Below are 15,462 nucleotides of genomic sequence, written 5' to 3'. Positions count from 1 at the left end.
GCCTGAGGCGGATCAGAATTGGGAGCGCAGGTCGCTGAGCTGCGTGCGGAGCTGCTGGTTGACGCGCTCGGTTGCGCGCAGCCGGAGCGCGATGTCGAGTGGCAGCGAATCCACGTGGCGCCGCGGCGTCTCCAGGACGAGGCCGGCCATGTTCTCGCGGCGCCAGACGATCCGGCCGAAATAGGAGATGCCCTGACGGGGGATCATCAACTCGACGGTGTCCGGCACGGCTGCAGGATTGTCGACCTCGACCTGCGCGCCGTTCCCCGAAAAGTTGCGGACGATGCAGTCGAACGTGGATGCGCGAGCCTGAAACACCAGGCGGCCGCCATAGTAAACGCGCTGGCGAGCTGTGCACCGTCGATCGAACATCCCCGTCTCCTGTCGCAATGGTTGTGTTTTGCTATCACAGGTGGTGGCGATTCCCGAATTCGACTGAAGAGAAACCAATGGTTAAGGTAAACGCAGCGCCTTGACCGCAGCGCCCTGGGCAGCGCGTATGGGGCGTAACTCGCAGAGACCGCATGCCCGTTTCCTCCTCGACTTCGCCGCACTGGCACAGCCCCGGCCGTGCCTTTCTCCGCGGCCTGATTGCCGCCAGCGGCAGTGTGCTGACCCTGGTGCTGTTCGCGACCTTCATCGGCATCGGTGCGCTTGCCCATGACAGCCATTTCAGCCTCGGCTGGGTGCTGCTGAGCACGGTGCTGGTGTGGGCCGGCCCGGCACAGATCATCCTGATCTCGTCGCTCGGCTCCGGTGCGACGCCGGTGCAGGCGGCGATCGCCGTCACCGTGTCGGCGATCCGGCTGTTTCCCATGGTGGTGTCGGTGCTGCCGATGCTGAGAACGCCGACTACAAAGTTGCGGCATCTCGTGCTGCCGGCGCACTTCGTCGCGGTGACGATGTGGGTGGAGTGCTTCCGTCTGCTGCCGCAGGTGCCGCGCGAGCGGCGCGTTGCCTTCGCCAATGGTCTCGGCACCGGCCTGGTCTCGGTGTGTCTCGTTGCCAATGTGATCGGCTTTCTGCTCGCGGCGAACCTGCCGCAGTCGTTCGGCGCTGCGATCCTGCTGCTGACGCCGCTGGCGTTTCTGCTATCGACGGCGCGCAACTGCCGCGAACTCGCCGACGTCGTCGCGCTGCTGCTCGGGCTGGCGTTGTTTCCGCTGGTCGCGCTGCTGCATACCGGCGTCGACGTGCTGATCAGCGGCGTCTCGGCCGGGACGATCGCCTACGGCGTGCACTGGATGCGGCGACGGAGGCGGGCGTGAGCGACTTCATCGGCAATTGGCAGGCGCTGATGGTGCTGGTGCTCGCCGGCGTGCTGCCGAACGAGGCCTGGCGGATGCTCGGACTGTGGCTCGGTGGTGGCATCGACGAAGGCTCGGAGCTTTTGATCTGGGTGCGCGCGGTTGCCACCGCGATCCTGGCGGGCGTGATTGCGCAGATCCTGTTCCTGCCGCCGGGCGCATTGGCGAGCGTGTCGCCGATGCTGCGCTATGGTGCGGTGGCAGCCGGCCTTGCGGTGTTTCTGGCCGCGCGCCGCTCGATCTTCGCCGGCGTGGTGGCGGGCGAGGCGGTGCTGCTGATCGGCCAACTTTGGTGGCGGTGAAACCTATGCGGTTTCACGCTACACCGGGCTGTCATTGAGAAGGCGCATGATGATGGACAGAGGTGAGATCCGCGAAGGCGAGGTCGTGGTCGAGGTGCCGCCGCCGACCGATGCCGGTCTGGTGTTCATCGGCCGCATTCACACGCCCTGGACGTCGCGCGGCGAGACGCCGCGGCAGGGCAGTCACGACGGGCCGGTGTGCCGGCTCGAGATCTTCGAGCCGTGGATTCAGGCGCTCCAAGGACTCGACAAATTTGCCCATGCCCAGGTGGTGTACTGGCTGCATCTGTCGCGGCGCGATCTGGTGATCCAGCGTGGCCACGGTATCGACGGACCGCGCGGCACCTTCGCTCTGCGCTCGCCGCTGCGACCGAACCCAATCGGAATTTCGTCGGTGGCGGTGGTCGGGATCGAGGGCGCGACCGTGTTGGTGCGCGGCCTCGATTGCCTCGACGGCACGCCGCTGATCGACTTGAAGCCGGATCGCTGCGTGCACTCGATGGTGAAGTAGCCGTCTCAGCTCTGTGACAGTGCCGCCTTCAGTTGTGCGGCGTGTTGTTCAAGCACCGCGGGCTCTTCCTTGCGCGAGGCCGGCGGCAGCAGCGGCACGCCTTCGTGGCGCGGCATCACGTGCATGTGCAGATGATAGACGACCTGGCCGGCGGCCGGTTCGCTGAACTGCTGCACCACGATGCCGTCGGCTTTGAACGCCTTCATCGCCGCGTGTGCGATCTTATGCGCGCCGCGCGCCACATGGGCGAAATCCTCGGGCGTGATGTCGAGGATGTTGCGCGCCGGTGCTTTCGGGATCACCAGCGTGTGGCCGGTCGACCGCGGCATGATGTCGAGGAAGGCGAAGACGTGATCGTCTTCATAGATTTTGTGACACGGGATTTCGCCGCGCAGGATCTTGGCGAAAATATTCTCGGGATCGTAAGCGGTCATGGTTGCTCCGGGCTTGGCGGCGCGATTGTCGTCACCGTGCATAGGCGGGTCAAGCCGGATCGGCGATGTTACCTTTTTTAAATGGACCGGCTTCAGTCAGCTCGCGGCCCATCTCGTCAACATACATTCGTTCGCGCTTGAGATAATCGGCGATCGCGCGGCGCAGCGCCGGGTCTGCGATGAAGTGCGCCGAGTAGGTGGTCTGCGGCAGATAGCCACGCGCGATCTTGTGCTCGCCCTGTGCGCCGGCTTCGACGACCTTGAGGCCGCGCGTGATCGCAAAGTCGATCGCCTGATAGTAGCACACCTCGAAATGCAGAAATGGATGATGCTCGATCGCGCCCCAATGTCGGCCGAACAGCGTGTCGCCGCCGATGAAGTTGATCGCGCCGGCGATCCAGCGGCCGTTGCGCTTCGCCATCACCAGCAGCACGTCCTCGCTCATGCTCTGGCCGATCAGGGAATAGAATTCCCTGTTCAGGTAGGGCCGTCCCCATTTGCGTGAGCCGGTCTCGATGTAGAACTCGAAGAACGCGTCCCACGCGTCCTCAGTGATATCTGCGCCGGTGAGGTGATGGATGGTGATGCCGTTCGCAACCGCGTCGCGCCGCTCGCGCTTGATGCCCTTGCGATGGCGCGAGTTCAGCGTCGCGAGAAAATCGTCGAAGCTTGAATAGCCGGCATTGTGCCAGTGAAACTGCTGGTCGGTGCGCTGCAGGAAACCGCGCTCGGCGAGGAACCGCCACTCGCTCTCGCGTGCGAAGGTGACGTGCACCGACGAGGCCTTGCTGAGATCGCACAGCGCCATCAAACCGTTCACCAGCGCGCCGCCGACACGCGCCGGATCGACGCCATCGCGGATCAGCAGGCGCGGCCCGGTTGCAGGGGTGAACGGCACCGACACCTGAAGCTTGGGATAGTAGCTGCCGCCGGCGCGCTCATACGCATCGGCCCAGCCGCGGTCGAACACGTACTCGCCCTGCGAATGCGATTTCAGATAACACGGCACGAGCCCGACGATGCGGCCGTCCTCGCGGGCGATCAGGTGCCGCGGCCCCCAGCCGGTGCGGGCACTTGCCGACCGCGACTGTTCGAGCGCGGCGAAGAACGCGTGGCTGAGAAACGGATTGTAGGCGGTTGTCGCGGCGGTGCAGGCGCTGCCGGCCCCATCCGGATGAGGGACGATCGTTCCGGAGTGCGCGCAGGCATCCCAATCGGCGGCGGAGATCGCATCCACCGATGACACTGCTTCCAGCGTGATGTCGGATGTTGTCGTCAAACCGCCGAACCGGGGGAAAGAGCGCTGCTGACTGTCATTTCGCAGAGATTGGGCATTTGCCGCGCTTCGTTCAAGACCGGTTGCGGTCACGATTACGGAACAAAGCCCTCGAAGATCATCTGGTCGGCATAGCGGGCGGCGCGGGCGCGCTGTTCGGGGGTACGCACCGTCCAGCTCAGCAGTGCGCAGCCGAACAAATTGCGCGCGATCCACGGCGCCGGGGCAGGGAGGTCGTCGACCCGGTAGGCGACGAAATGCGGCTGGGTTCTGAGACCGTGCTTCAGCGCCACCATCGGGTCGCGCTGCGCCTCGTTGAGCTTCGCCCAATAGGCGTCGTCATAGCGACGCTCCGCGGTGATGCCACGCGGCAGCTTCGGCGCGAGCTGGCGCAGCGCCAGCACCTGGTCGGGATCGAACGACATCGCCGCGACCGGCCCCTTGTAGCTGTCCAGCACCTGGAGCAGCCGGCGGGCGAGCTTGCGGTCGCCGTCGAAATGGCTCTTCAGTTCGATCACCAACGCCGCGCGGCCGGCGACGAGGTCGCACAGCTCGCCGACCGACATCATCCGCTCGGGCGTATCCTTGAACGGCACCTGGCGGAGCTGCGCGGCCGTCATGCCGAGCAAGGCCCCGTCACCGTCGGTCAGTCGGCCGAGATTGTCGTCATGGTGGACCATCGCTTCACCGTCGGCGGTGAGCTGGATGTCCACTTCGATGCTGAAATTGCCAGCGATCGCTGCGTTGATCGCGCCGGGCATATTTTCGACGATGCCGCGGGCACGGTCGTGCAGGCCGCGATGCGCGACCGGTCGGGCGGTCAGCCAGTCGGGCGCGCGCATCGCTCTGTCTCCCGCGAGGTTACGCGACTTCAAACAGGCCTTCGACCTCGACCGCGGCATTGGCCGGCAGCGAGGCGACGCCGACGGTGGTGCGGGCGTGGCGGCCCTTGTCGCCGAACACCGCGACCATCAGGTCGGAGGCGCCGTTCATCACCTTCGGCCCGTCGGCGAAGTCCGGCGTTGAGTTGATGAAACCGCCCAGCCGCACCACACGCACCACCTTGTCGAGATCGCCCAGCGCCGCCTTGAGCTGCGCCAGCAGGTTGATCGCGCAAGCGCGCGCTGCGGCGTTGCCCTGTTCGATCGAGACGTCGGCGCCGAGCTTGCCCTGGGCGACCAGCTTGCCTTCGCCGTCAAAACAAACCTGCCCGGATACCACCAGCAGATTGCCGGTGCGGACGAAGCCCACATAGTTGGCGACCGGGCTTGCCGGCTCGTGCAACACGATGCCCTGCGCGGTCAGTTTCTGCTCGATCACCCCGGTCATGCCGATCCCCATTGCTCGTCGCGTCTCCCGGCGCTCCGTTCGGCCGGGCGGTCTTGTTTGGCCGATTGCGCAGGCTGTGGCAAGCAAGCCGCTGCAACTGGCAAAGCCTGCTCCGCTTGCAACCGTGTCGGCCGGCAGGTTCCGATCAAATTGGGTTTGAACCAAATTGCTCCGTGATTTCACCGCAATCCGGTGGTCCACGAATCCCGGCCGTTGCGGCGACTCCGGCCGCTGCTTATTTTAATCCGACCGTTATCAGGGAGACGACATGCCCGTGTCACGACAGACGACGCGACCGAGCCGGGGACTGCTGGCAATCGTGGCGGCCTTCGCCATGTCGAGCGGATCGGCAGCCATCGCCGGCCCCGCGATCAACTTCCTGCCGCACCAGGCGCTGTACGACCTCAGCCTGGTGAAGACCCGCAACAACGCCTCGATCAGCACGGTGCGCGGCCGCATCCTGTACAATTTCTCCGGCAACGCCTGCGAAGGCTACACCTCCGATTTCCGTCAGGTCTCGGAGATCCAGAGCGGCGAGGGCAAGAACACGCTCAGCGATCTGCGTTCGTCGAGCTGGGAGGACGCAGCAGGCAAGAGCTATCGGTTCAAGATCGGCACCCGGATGGACGACTCCAAGGAGAGCGACGTCGACGGCATGGCCGAGCGCACCGGCGATCATATCACGGTGAAGCTGAAACAGCCGGTGCAGAAGACGTTCGAACTCGACGGCTCGACCGTGTTCCCGACCGAGCAGATCGAACGCATCATCGAAGCCGCGCGCGCCGGCAAGTCGCTGCTGAACCTGTCGGTATATGACGGCTCGGACAATGGCGAGAAGGTGTACAACACGCTGACGGTGATCGGGCAGCCGATCAAGGGGAGCGGCGCGGTGGCGTCGCCCGATCCGTCCACCAACGACGATGCGATGAAGGCGCTGACGCGCTGGCCGGTGACGGTGAGCTACTACGATCGCGACGCCAAGTCCGCCACCGGCGAACAGACGCCGGTCTATGCGATGTCGTTCGAACTCTACGAGAACGGCGTGTCGCGTTCGCTGGTGCTCGACTACAACGACTTCGTCCTCGCCGGCGCGATGGGCAAGCTCGAGGTCAAGTCCGACAAGCCGTGTAAGTAACAAGGCCCTCGCGATCCGTTATTGCGAGGAGTATCGCGACGAAGCAGTCGATCTGTGAGTGCGTAACGCTCCTGGATGGCTTCGCTGCGCTCATAATGACTTGTCCGTTCGGGCTGATCGCCGTCATCCCTGCGGCTTCTGCACCCGATCGAACGCGATGCCGCGGATCACCGCGGCGTCGCCGAACTTCTTGCGCAGGTCGTCGATCGCGCGTTCCGCGTGGGCGGAGCGGCGGTCGAGCATGTCGTCCTCCGCCGGGCCGGTCTGCTCGGTCAGCGCGCTGACGCCGGTACCGATCAGCCGGAACGCGGTGCCGTCGACTTCCTTGCTCAGCATCTCGCGTGACACCGAGAAGATCCGGTTGGCCATCTGGGTCGGCGCGTGGATGGTCTGGGCGCGGGTGCGCTGGCGAAAGTCGGCGGTCTTCAGTTTCAGAGTAATTGTCGAGCCGGAGAGAGCGGCGCTTTTCAGCCGCGACGACACCTTCTCCGACAGGCGCCATAGGATCTTCTCCAGCGTCGCGAGGTCGCGAATGTCGTCCTCGAAGGTAGTCTCGTTGGAAATCGATTTGGCGCCGCGATCGGGCACCACCTTGCGGTCGTCGATGCCGCGCGCCAGCCGCCACAGCCGCCGGCCTTCGTCGCCGAACTGCCGCATCAGCTCGATCTCATCGGCGCGCTGCAGATCCGCGATGGTGCGGAAACCGCGGCTCGCCAGCCGCGACGCGGTGGCCGGGCCGACGCCGAAGATGAAGCCGACCGGCCGCGGCGCCAACATCTCGCGGGCTTCGTCCTGATCCAGCGCGGCGAAGCCACGCGGCTTGTCGAGATCGGACGCGATCTTGGCGAGGAACTTGTTGCACGACAGCCCGACCGAGACGGTGACGCCGATGTCGCGCTCGACCTCGCGGGCGAACTTCGCCAGCACCTTGGCGGGGATCATGCCGTGCATCCGTTCGGTGCCGGCCAGGTCGAGGAACGCCTCATCGATCGACAGCGGCTCGACCAGCGGCGTCAGCGCCCGCATCGCTTGCCGCACCTCACGGCCGACCCGGACATACTTCGCCATGTCGGGCCGCACCACCGACGCCGAGGGGCACAGCGCCAGCGCCTTGAACATCGGCATCGCCGAGCGCACCCCGTAGGTGCGAGCGATGTAGCAGGCCGCCGACACCACCCCGCGCTTGCCGCCACCGACGATCACCGGCTTGTCGGCAAGCTCCGGATTGTCGCGCTTCTCCACCGTCGCATAGAACGCGTCGCAGTCGATATGAGCGAGCGACAGAGTTCCGAGCGACCGGTGCCGCAGCAGGCGCGGCGAACCGCAGGCCGTGCAGCGCCGCGCCTCGGCGCGCTGGTCGGCGAGGCAATCCCGGCAGAAGCCGGGTGCAGTCCGTGCGCCTGGGTCGTCGCCGCTCACGGCGTGTCACGCTCCCATGGCTTGTCCTCCAGCACCTGCAGGGCCGCAGCGACGTTGGTGGGGTGGAGCTGGACCGAGTCGGCGAAGGCTTTGGCGGTGGCGTCGTCGCGCAGCACGAAGTTCAGCACGCTGATCAGGAACTGCGGATCGGCGGCGGAACTGCGCAGAGTCTCCGGGCCGATCCCGGTTTCAGCCAGAAACAGGCCGAGCCGCTCGGGTTCTCCCGCGATGAAGGAGAGCGCCTGAATCGCCACGATTTCAGCCGCTTGGCGAGGATCTTGAAGCCGCTTTCGCATCGGTTGTGTTTGCCTTTCCGTAACTTCTCGTCTCTATTTTATTCAATCATGCCCGAGTCTTGCGGCTTGTCGAACGATCGCGGGCCGCCGGCCCGGGCATTTTAGTGCGAGTAGTGGAGGGGCGGGATGGCGAAAACCGTCCTGATCGTCGAAGACAACGAGCTCAATATGAAGCTCTTTCGCGACTTGCTGGAGGCCCATGGCTACCAGACGGCGGGAACGAGCAACGGTTACGAAGCGCTCGACCTGGTTCGCAAGCTGCGCCCCGATCTGATCCTGATGGACATCCAGCTGCCGCAGGTGTCCGGGCTCGAAGTCACGCGCTGGATCAAGGACGATGCCGAACTCCGTCACATTCCGGTGGTAGCCGTCACCGCATTCGCGATGAAGGGCGACGAGGAGCGAATCCGCGAAGGCGGCTGCGAAGCCTATTTGTCCAAGCCGATCTCGGTCGGCAAGTTCATCGAGACGGTCCGGCGGTTCATCGGCTAGGAGTGGTATCGTGTCAGCGCGTATCTTGGTGGTCGACGACATCCCGGCGAACGTCAAGCTGCTCGAAGACCGGTTGTCGGCCGAGTATTTCGACGTCATCACCGCATCGAACGGCATTCAGGCGCTGGAGATCTGCCAGCGCGCCGAATGCGACATCGTGCTGCTCGACGTGATGATGCCGGACATGGACGGCTTCGAAGTCTGTCGCCGGCTGAAGTCGAATCCGAAGACGCATTTCATCCCGGTGGTGATGGTGACGGCGCTCGACAGCCCGGCCGATCGCGTGCGCGGCCTCGAGGCCGGCGCCGATGATTTCCTCACCAAGCCGGTGTCGGATGTCGTGCTGATCGCACGGGTGCGGTCGCTGACCCGGCTGAAGATGATGACCGATGAGCTGCGGATGCGGGCGATCACCTCGCTCGAGATCGGCATGCAGGCACCGGAGCGCGAAGCGGTCGCCGATCAGGGCAAGGGCGGCCGCATTTTGCTGGTCGACGATCGGCCGTCGTCCTACGAACGGCTGGCGCCGCTGCTCAGCGCCGAGCACGACGTCGACGTCGAGACCAATCCTTCCGAAGCGCTGTTCCACGCCGCCGACGGCAATTACGACCTGCTGATCGTGTCGCTGGGGCTGGAGAATTTCGACGGGCTGCGGCTGTGCAGCCAAGCGCGCTCGCTGGAGCGCACCCGGCATGTGCCGATCCTCGCGATCGCCGATGCCGAGAACAATGCGCGGCTGCTGCGCGGGCTCGAGATCGGCGTGAACGACTATCTGCTGCGGCCGGTCGACAAGAACGAATTGATGGCGCGGGCGCGGACCCAGATCCGCCGCCGCCGCTACACCGATCATCTGCGCGACAATGTGCAGCATTCGATTGAAATGGCGATCACCGACGGTCTCACCGGGCTGCACAATCGGCGCTACATGGAGAGCCATCTGGCGACGCTCGCCGAGCAGGCGGGCGCGCGCGGCAAGCCGCTGGCGCTGATGATCCTCGACATCGACTTCTTCAAGTCGATCAACGACAGCTATGGCCACGATGCCGGCGACGACGTGCTGCGCGAGTTCGCGCTGCGGATCAAGAAGTCGATCCGCGGCATCGATCTCGCTTGCCGCTACGGCGGCGAGGAGTTCGTGATCGTGATGCCGGAAACCGATCTGCACGTCGCCCAGATGGTGGCCGAGCGGCTGCGCCGCGCCATCGCCGGCGAGCCGTTTGCAGTCGAGAAGGGCGCGCGCCGGATCGAGGTCACGATTTCGATCGGGCTGTCGACGCTGGAGCGCAAGGGCGAGCCGATCCCCGACCTGCTGAAACGCGCCGACACCGCGCTGTACCGGGCCAAGCACGACGGCCGCAATCGCGTGGTCGCCGCGGCGGCGTAAGCCAAAGTACCCGCACGACGTCACGTTACTGGACAGCTGTCATCCCCGCGGATGCGGGGATCCAGTATGCCGCAGCTCAGCGGTTGATCTTTGCGCTCTGGGATACTTGATCGCCCGCCTGCGCGGGCGATGACGTCTGCTGGCTGCGCGAAGGCTGCCGATCATCGTCGAAAATAGAAACGGGGCCCGAAGGCCCCGCGGAAGGAATGCCGTCAGTAGGCCGAAGCGGCTTACTTGATCTTGGCTTCCTTGAACTCGACGTGCTTGCGCGCGACCGGGTCGTACTTCTTCTTGACCATCTTGTCGGTCATGGTGCGCGAGTTCTTCTTCGTCACGTAATAGAACCCGGTGTCGGCCGTCGACACGAGCTTGATCTTGATGGTGACCGCCTTGGCCATGATCTCAAACCTCGAATTTGGGAATAAACAGGCGAGGTCGAACGTCAGGACCCGCGTTTGGCCGGCAAACTAGCCACGGCTGCCCGAAAGTCAAGGTTCTCTGCAGGGATAGGCGAGCAGGATCGACGAAATCGCCTCTAAGACCTGAAATTCGCACCCAAAGCGGCCAAAAGCTGGGCAAATCCGACAAGACAGCGTTCCGCGCATCGCAGATCTTCCTGCGGCCGCCCTCGATTTCGGAGCGCTGCGACCCATCTTCGGAACCTCGATCCCGATTCTGTCACGAAAGGCCCCAGATGAGCGTCAGTGAGCCGGCCCTGCGCATTGCGGAGAATTCTCAACCCGAACCTCCGCCGAAGCCGGGATCGGGCGGGACAGCGGTGCCGGGTCCGGCGATGAGCGCGGGGCTGACGCTGGCGATGGCCGCTGCCGCGGGCATCAGTGTTTCCAACATCTATTACAACCAGCCGATGCTGGGGGTGATCGAGCGCGACCTCGGCAACCCCGCGCTCACCGGCATGATTCCGACCGCCACCCAGCTCGGCTATGCGGTCGGGCTGTTCCTGCTGGTGCCGCTCGGCGATCTGACCGACCGGCGGCGGCTGATCACCGGGCAGTTCGTGCTCCTGGCGGTCGCGGCCGCGTTGGTGGCGCTCGCGCCGTCAGCCTGGCTGATCATCGCCGCGTCGCTGGCGCTCGGCGCCTGCGCGTCGGTGGCGCAGCAGGTTGTGCCGTTTGCCGCCGCGCTGGCGGCGCCGGAGCGGCGCGGCAAGACCATCGGCCTGGTGATGGCCGGACTGTTGTGCGGCATCCTGCTCAGCCGGACGGTGGCCGGGTTCGTCGCCGGTCACCTCGGCTGGCGGGAGATGTTCTGGCTGGCGGTGCCGGCGGCGCTCGCCGCCGCGGCGCTGATGGCGTGGCTGCTGCCGCGCCATCACGGCCACCTCGATATCAGCTACGGTGCCGCGCTGAAGTCGCTGGCCACGCTGTGGCGCCAGCAGCCGGATCTTCGGCGCGGGACGGCCGTGCAGGCGGCGCTGTTCGCGTCCTTCAGCGTGTTCTGGACGGTGCTGGCGCTGCATCTGCAGGAGCCGAAGTTCGGGCTCGGGGCCGAGGTGGCGGGCCTGTTCGGCCTCGTCGGCGTGGTCGGCGTGCTTGCGGCGCCGATCGCCGGACGGATCGCGGACAGAAGCGGGCCGGGACCGGTGATTGCGATCGGGGCGGCGCTGGTTTTGGTGGCGTGGATGTTGTTCGGGCTGTGGGGCAGCATCGCCGGACTGCTGATCGGCGTGGTGGTGCTGGATTTCGGCCTGCAGGGCGCGCTGATTTCCAACCAGCACATTGTCTACGCGCTGGTGCCGGAGGCGCGAAACCGGCTCAACACTGTGTTCATGACCGGGATGTTCATCGGCGGATCGATCGGCTCGGCCGGTGCCGCCTTCGCCTGGGCGCACGGGGGCTGGACGGTAGTGAGCCTCTATGGCGGCGCGCTGGCGGCGATCGCCTTGCTGCTGGAACTAACGGCACGGTGGTCGCGCCGTTAGTTCGAGTTTACTGGTGCAGACGCAGGCCGGGCGCTCAACCGCCCGGCAGCATGTCCTTCTGCATCTTGCCGCCGTAGAAGTGGAAGAACGGCAGCGCGGCGTCGTGGCGCAGCGGACCGGTGGCCAGCCGGCGATCGAGTTCGCCGAGCACGTTCTTGGTCATCGGATGCAGATCGGCGAGTGGCTTGGAGCCGAGCTCGACCCACACCAACTCGACCAGCTCGGCGTCCGCGTGCACCACGCCCTCGACGCGGTGCGCGATCGCCGAAGCATCCGCAGTGAAGAAACGGGTGTCGAACCTCTTGATGCGGCCGGGCGGAGTAATCGCGCGCGCGATCAGGAATAGGCCGGACGGATCCGGCAGCAGGCCGGCTTCGGCGAACGGCTGCCACGGACCGTCGAGCTTCGCCTTGGTGTCGGTCTTGCAGCCGAGGCACAGCCCGGTCTCTTCGCAGGCCTCGCGGATCGCCGCGATCGCCAGCGCGCGGGCGCGGGACGGCGTGGTTTTCGGGCTGCCCTTCAGCAGATTGGCTTCCAGCTCCGGCGGGATCGGCGCCGCGACCGGGACGCGGACGTCGCTCTTGTCGACGCGGCCGCCGGGAAACACGAACTTGCCGGGCATGAACACGACGTTGTCATGGCGCTTGCCGACCAGCACCTTCGGCGTCGAGCCGCTGCGGTCCACCAGGATCAGCGTCGCGGCGTCCTTGGGGCGAAAATAGGGGTGGTGGCTGGCTTCCTGATGATCCTGCTCGACCTTCGGCTCGGTCTGTGTCGCGGATTCGGTCATATCGCTCCCGTTGTCGTTTCTTGTTGGTGTTGTTGTTCGTCGTTGTGCCGCCGCGTGGGAAACGCGTCGTCAGTGGTCCGGGTTGGTCTCGTCGAATCCGTGCATCCGGAATGCCCATTGCAATCCGACCACGGCGCCTTTGACCGGCTGCAGCAATAGCAGCGAAGCCAGCAGGGTGAAAGGCAGGTAGATCGCCAGCTGCAATTCCACCGGCGGTGCGTAATGCGTCTCGATCGATAGCGCGATCGGCACCACGATGTGGCCGACGATGACGATTACAAGATAGGCGGGAAGGTCGTCGGCGCGGTGGCCGGTGAAGTCCTGGCCGCACTGAGTGCAGCTGTCAGCGGTCTTGAGGAACGCTCGAAACATCCGGCCTTCGCCGCAGTTCGGGCAGCGGCCGCGGAAGCCACGCCACATCGCCTGCCAGACGTTGCGCTGCTGCGACGGGGCGGATTGCGGAGGCCAGACGATCGGCTCGCGGGTCAGCGTGCTCATCAGCGTTTTCCTCTCCCGGACTTGGTTTTTTGTTTCGGCTTGGCGGCTTTTCGGGGCTTCACCCGTCCGGGCTTGGCGCGCGCCGTCTTGCCGCTCTCGGTTTTCAGCTTGGCCTTGCTCTTCCCCTTGGTCTTGCGTGCAGTCTTGCGGTGCGTGAATTCGACGCTGGCGTTGCTCACCAGTTCGAACCGCAGCGCGCCGGCCACCGGTGCAGCTTCCACCAGCTTGACGTCGACCACATCCCCCAGCCGGTGCATGGCCCCGCTGCGCGAGCCGATGAGCGCGTGGCGGGTTTCGTCGTAGTTGTAATACTCGTCGCCGAGCGAGCGGATCGGGATCAGACCGTCAGCGCCGGTGTCGCTCAGCTTGACGAACAGGCCGGCCTTGGTGACGCCGGAGACGCGGCCCTGGAACGTCGCCCCGATCCGGTCAGCGAGATGATGCGCGATCAGGCGGTCGACGGTCTCACGCTCGGCCTTCATCGCGCGCCGCTCGGTGAGCGAGATCTGCGCGGCGACTTCCGCCAGCGTCTCGACCGTCTCGCTCGGCGGCAGCGCGCCGTCGCCGAGATCGAGCGCGCGGATCAGAGCGCGATGCACCACGAGGTCGGCGTAGCGTCGGATCGGCGAGGTGAAATGCGCGTAGCGCCGCAGGTTCAGGCCGAAATGGCCGTAGTTCTCGGAGCTGTATTCGGCTTGCGCCTGGGATCGCAGCACGACTTCATTGACCAGCGGCTCGGAGTCCTCGCCTTTGACCATCGCCAGGATGCGGTTGAATTGCGCCGGCCGCAGCGTGCCGCCTTTGGCGAACGACAGATCGAGCGTCTTCAGGAAGTCGACGAGGTTGTGGACCTTCTCGACGCTGGGCTCATCGTGAACCCGGTAGATCAGCGGCAGCGCCTTCTTCTCCAGCATCTCGGCGGCTGCGACGTTGGCGAGGATCATGAACTCTTCGATCAGCCGGTGCGCATCGAGCCGCTCCGGCACGATGACGCGGTCGACGGTGCCGTCCGGCTTCAGGATGATCTTGCGCTCGGGCAGATCGAGGTCGAGCGGATCGCGCTCGTCGCGACCGCGCTTCACCACCGCATAGGCTTCGTACAACGGCTTCAGGATGGTCTCGAGCAGCGGGCCGGTGATGTCGTCGGGCTTGCCGTCGATCGCGGCCTGGGCCTGCGCGTAGCTCAGCTTCGCCGCCGAGCGCATCAGCACGCGGTGGAACGAATGCGAGCGCTTGCGCCCCTGCGCGTCGATCACCATGCGGACGGCGAGGGCGCCGCGCGCTTCGCCCGGCTTGAGCGAACACAGGTCGTTGGAGATCCGCTCCGGCAGCATCGGCACGACGCGGTCGGGAAAGTACACCGAATTGCCGCGGCGCAGAGCGTCGCGGTCGAGTGCCGAGCCGGGGCGCACGTAGTAAGCGACGTCGGCGATCGCGACATGCAGGATGACGCCGCCTTTATTGTTCGGATCCGGATCAGGCGCGGCGTGGACGGCGTCGTCGTGATCCTTGGCGTCCGGCGGATCAATCGTCACCAGAGGGAGGTCGCGCCAGTCTTCGCGGCCCTTTAGCGTCGCCGGCTCTGCGGCTTCGGACTCGCGGATCGCGGAGGTTGAGAATTCCTGCGGGATATCGTGGGTGTGGATCGCGATCAGGCTGATCGCCTTTTCGCTGGCGAGCGAGCCGAGCCGTTCCTTGACCCGGCCGGAGGCGAGGCCATAACCGCGGGTGCGGATCAGGTCGACGCTGACGAGATCGCCATCCTGCGCGCCGCCGGCATCGTGCGCCGCGATGTTGAGTTCGCGCCCGGCCTGCTTCTTGTCGACGGGCACCATCCGGCCGCCGCCCTGCGGCAGCGCGCGGAAGATACCGAGGATACGGGCCTTGCCGCGCTCGAGGACACGGATGACACGGCCGACATAAGCGGGGCCGGCCTCGCGCGGATCGGCGGTCTCGACATGCAACAGAGCGCGATCACCAACGCCCGCTGCGGTGCCGGGCTTGATCCGGCGCGGCGTGTGGATGCGGATCTTTGGCGCGTCGCCGTCCTGCTCGTCCCATTCGGACGGCGTGGCGATCAGTTCGCCGTCGGCGTCGCGCGAGACGATATCGGCGAGCAGGGTCGGCGGCAGCGTGGCGGGCTCCGACACCTTGCGGCGGCCGCTCTTGCGGATGCTCCCGCCGTCGGCAAGCTCGCGCAGCATCCGCTTCAGCTCGGCGCGATCGGCATTCTTCAGGCCGTATTCGCGCGCGATCTCCCGGGTCCCGACCTTGCCGGGGTGGGCACGGATGAAGGCGAGGAGAGTGGCCTTGTCCGGAAACTTCGCGTCGCGCGGCTTGCTCACAT

At 65.8% G+C, this 15,462-nt stretch carries 18 protein-coding genes; 7 read left to right on the top strand and 11 right to left on the bottom strand.

Annotated elements, in window-relative coordinates; all coding sequences use genetic code 11:
- Positions 1 to 12 precede the first annotated feature (12 nt).
- Positions 13 to 372 (bottom strand): PilZ domain-containing protein, encoded by a 360-nt coding sequence (locus VRZ08_RS12215; protein WP_414532690.1) that lies wholly within the window; start codon positions 370 to 372, stop codon positions 13 to 15.
- Between the two features lie 152 nt (positions 373 to 524).
- Here VRZ08_RS12215 and VRZ08_RS12210 point away from each other — a divergent pair, with 152 nt between their 5' ends.
- From VRZ08_RS12210 to tsaA, 3 genes are read left to right on the top strand one after another with little or no spacing between them, the layout of a single operon-like run.
- A complete protein-coding gene (locus VRZ08_RS12210; RefSeq protein WP_107344996.1) occupies positions 525 to 1,268 on the top strand; it encodes an AzlC family ABC transporter permease in 744 nt (247 codons plus the stop codon).
- Positions 1,265 to 1,609 carry an AzlD domain-containing protein gene (locus VRZ08_RS12205; protein WP_107344995.1) on the top strand — a complete coding sequence of 115 codons (345 nt, stop codon included), beginning with the start codon at positions 1,265 to 1,267 and terminating at the stop codon, positions 1,607 to 1,609. Before VRZ08_RS12210 ends, VRZ08_RS12205 begins: the two co-directional genes overlap by 4 nt.
- A gap of 49 nt (positions 1,610 to 1,658) precedes the next feature.
- Positions 1,659 to 2,120, top strand: a complete 462-nt coding sequence (gene tsaA, locus VRZ08_RS12200) for a tRNA (N6-threonylcarbamoyladenosine(37)-N6)-methyltransferase TrmO (RefSeq protein ID WP_414532762.1) — start codon at positions 1,659 to 1,661, stop codon at positions 2,118 to 2,120.
- Between the two features lie 5 nt (positions 2,121 to 2,125).
- On the opposite strand, the gene VRZ08_RS12195 is transcribed toward tsaA, so the two are convergent.
- The 4 genes from VRZ08_RS12195 to VRZ08_RS12180 all read right to left on the bottom strand — a co-directional run bounded on the left by VRZ08_RS12195 (position 2,126) and on the right by VRZ08_RS12180 (position 5,159).
- A complete protein-coding gene (locus VRZ08_RS12195; protein WP_107357544.1) occupies positions 2,126 to 2,554 on the bottom strand; it encodes an HIT family protein in 429 nt (142 codons plus the stop codon).
- 49 nt (positions 2,555 to 2,603) lie between these two features.
- Positions 2,604 to 3,833, bottom strand: a complete 1,230-nt coding sequence (locus VRZ08_RS12190) for a GNAT family N-acetyltransferase (protein WP_414532689.1) — start codon at positions 3,831 to 3,833, stop codon at positions 2,604 to 2,606.
- 92 nt (positions 3,834 to 3,925) lie between these two features.
- On the bottom strand, positions 3,926 to 4,672 hold the full coding sequence (locus VRZ08_RS12185; protein WP_414532688.1) for a glycerophosphodiester phosphodiesterase: 747 nt from the start codon (positions 4,670 to 4,672) through the stop codon (positions 3,926 to 3,928).
- Positions 4,673 to 4,691: 19 nt separating this feature from the next.
- A complete protein-coding gene (locus VRZ08_RS12180) occupies positions 4,692 to 5,159 on the bottom strand; it encodes a RidA family protein (RefSeq protein WP_414532687.1) in 468 nt (155 codons plus the stop codon).
- A 268-nt stretch (positions 5,160 to 5,427) separates the two neighbouring features.
- Here VRZ08_RS12180 and VRZ08_RS12175 point away from each other — a divergent pair, with 268 nt between their 5' ends.
- A complete protein-coding gene (locus VRZ08_RS12175; RefSeq protein WP_107344991.1) occupies positions 5,428 to 6,294 on the top strand; it encodes a cell envelope integrity EipB family protein in 867 nt (288 codons plus the stop codon).
- Positions 6,295 to 6,417: 123 nt separating this feature from the next.
- Here the strand turns inward: VRZ08_RS12175 and VRZ08_RS12170 are convergent, their stop codons facing one another.
- On the bottom strand, positions 6,418 to 7,713 hold the full coding sequence (locus VRZ08_RS12170; RefSeq protein WP_414532686.1) for a DNA polymerase IV: 1,296 nt from the start codon (positions 7,711 to 7,713) through the stop codon (positions 6,418 to 6,420).
- Positions 7,710 to 8,009, bottom strand: coding sequence for a DUF3572 domain-containing protein (locus VRZ08_RS12165; protein WP_107344989.1), 300 nt, complete (start codon positions 8,007 to 8,009; stop codon positions 7,710 to 7,712). The genes VRZ08_RS12170 and VRZ08_RS12165 overlap by 4 nt, the downstream gene beginning before the upstream one ends.
- Before the next feature lie 126 nt (positions 8,010 to 8,135).
- Between VRZ08_RS12165 and VRZ08_RS12160 the strand changes: the two genes are divergently transcribed.
- Together VRZ08_RS12160 and VRZ08_RS12155 are read left to right on the top strand one after the other, a co-directional pair.
- A complete protein-coding gene (locus VRZ08_RS12160) occupies positions 8,136 to 8,501 on the top strand; it encodes a response regulator (RefSeq protein WP_011158678.1) in 366 nt (121 codons plus the stop codon).
- Positions 8,502 to 8,511: 10 nt separating this feature from the next.
- On the top strand, positions 8,512 to 9,885 hold the full coding sequence (locus VRZ08_RS12155; RefSeq protein ID WP_107344988.1) for a PleD family two-component system response regulator: 1,374 nt from the start codon (positions 8,512 to 8,514) through the stop codon (positions 9,883 to 9,885).
- Positions 9,886 to 10,115: 230 nt separating this feature from the next.
- Here VRZ08_RS12155 and rpmG read toward each other — a convergent pair whose 3' ends face one another.
- Positions 10,116 to 10,283, bottom strand: coding sequence for a 50S ribosomal protein L33 (gene rpmG, locus VRZ08_RS12150; RefSeq protein WP_011158674.1), 168 nt, complete (start codon positions 10,281 to 10,283; stop codon positions 10,116 to 10,118).
- Positions 10,284 to 10,678: 395 nt separating this feature from the next.
- Here rpmG and VRZ08_RS12145 point away from each other — a divergent pair, with 395 nt between their 5' ends.
- Positions 10,679 to 11,827 carry an MFS transporter gene (locus tag VRZ08_RS12145; RefSeq protein ID WP_408018402.1) on the top strand — a complete coding sequence of 383 codons (1,149 nt, stop codon included), beginning with the start codon at positions 10,679 to 10,681 and terminating at the stop codon, positions 11,825 to 11,827.
- A gap of 34 nt (positions 11,828 to 11,861) precedes the next feature.
- Here VRZ08_RS12145 and VRZ08_RS12140 read toward each other — a convergent pair whose 3' ends face one another.
- The 3 genes from VRZ08_RS12140 to rnr form a co-directional block, all read right to left on the bottom strand.
- The gene (locus VRZ08_RS12140) at positions 11,862 to 12,617 is read right to left on the bottom strand and encodes an NUDIX hydrolase (RefSeq protein ID WP_264052595.1); all 756 of its coding nucleotides are present in this window, start codon (positions 12,615 to 12,617) and stop codon (positions 11,862 to 11,864) included.
- Positions 12,618 to 12,686: 69 nt separating this feature from the next.
- Positions 12,687 to 13,115 carry a DUF983 domain-containing protein gene (locus VRZ08_RS12135; RefSeq protein WP_107344983.1) on the bottom strand — a complete coding sequence of 143 codons (429 nt, stop codon included), beginning with the start codon at positions 13,113 to 13,115 and terminating at the stop codon, positions 12,687 to 12,689.
- Positions 13,115 to 15,460 carry a ribonuclease R gene (gene rnr, locus VRZ08_RS12130; protein WP_414532685.1) on the bottom strand — a complete coding sequence of 782 codons (2,346 nt, stop codon included), beginning with the start codon at positions 15,458 to 15,460 and terminating at the stop codon, positions 13,115 to 13,117. Before rnr ends, VRZ08_RS12135 begins: the two co-directional genes overlap by 1 nt.
- Positions 15,461 to 15,462 lie beyond the last annotated feature (2 nt).

This window comes from Rhodopseudomonas sp. G2_2311, from assembly GCF_047501505.1.
GTDB classification, from domain to species: Bacteria; Pseudomonadota; Alphaproteobacteria; order Rhizobiales; family Xanthobacteraceae; genus Rhodopseudomonas; species Rhodopseudomonas palustris_H.
Note: the sequence above shows the minus strand (reverse complement) of the source record. Positions and strands in the feature narration are given on the sequence as shown.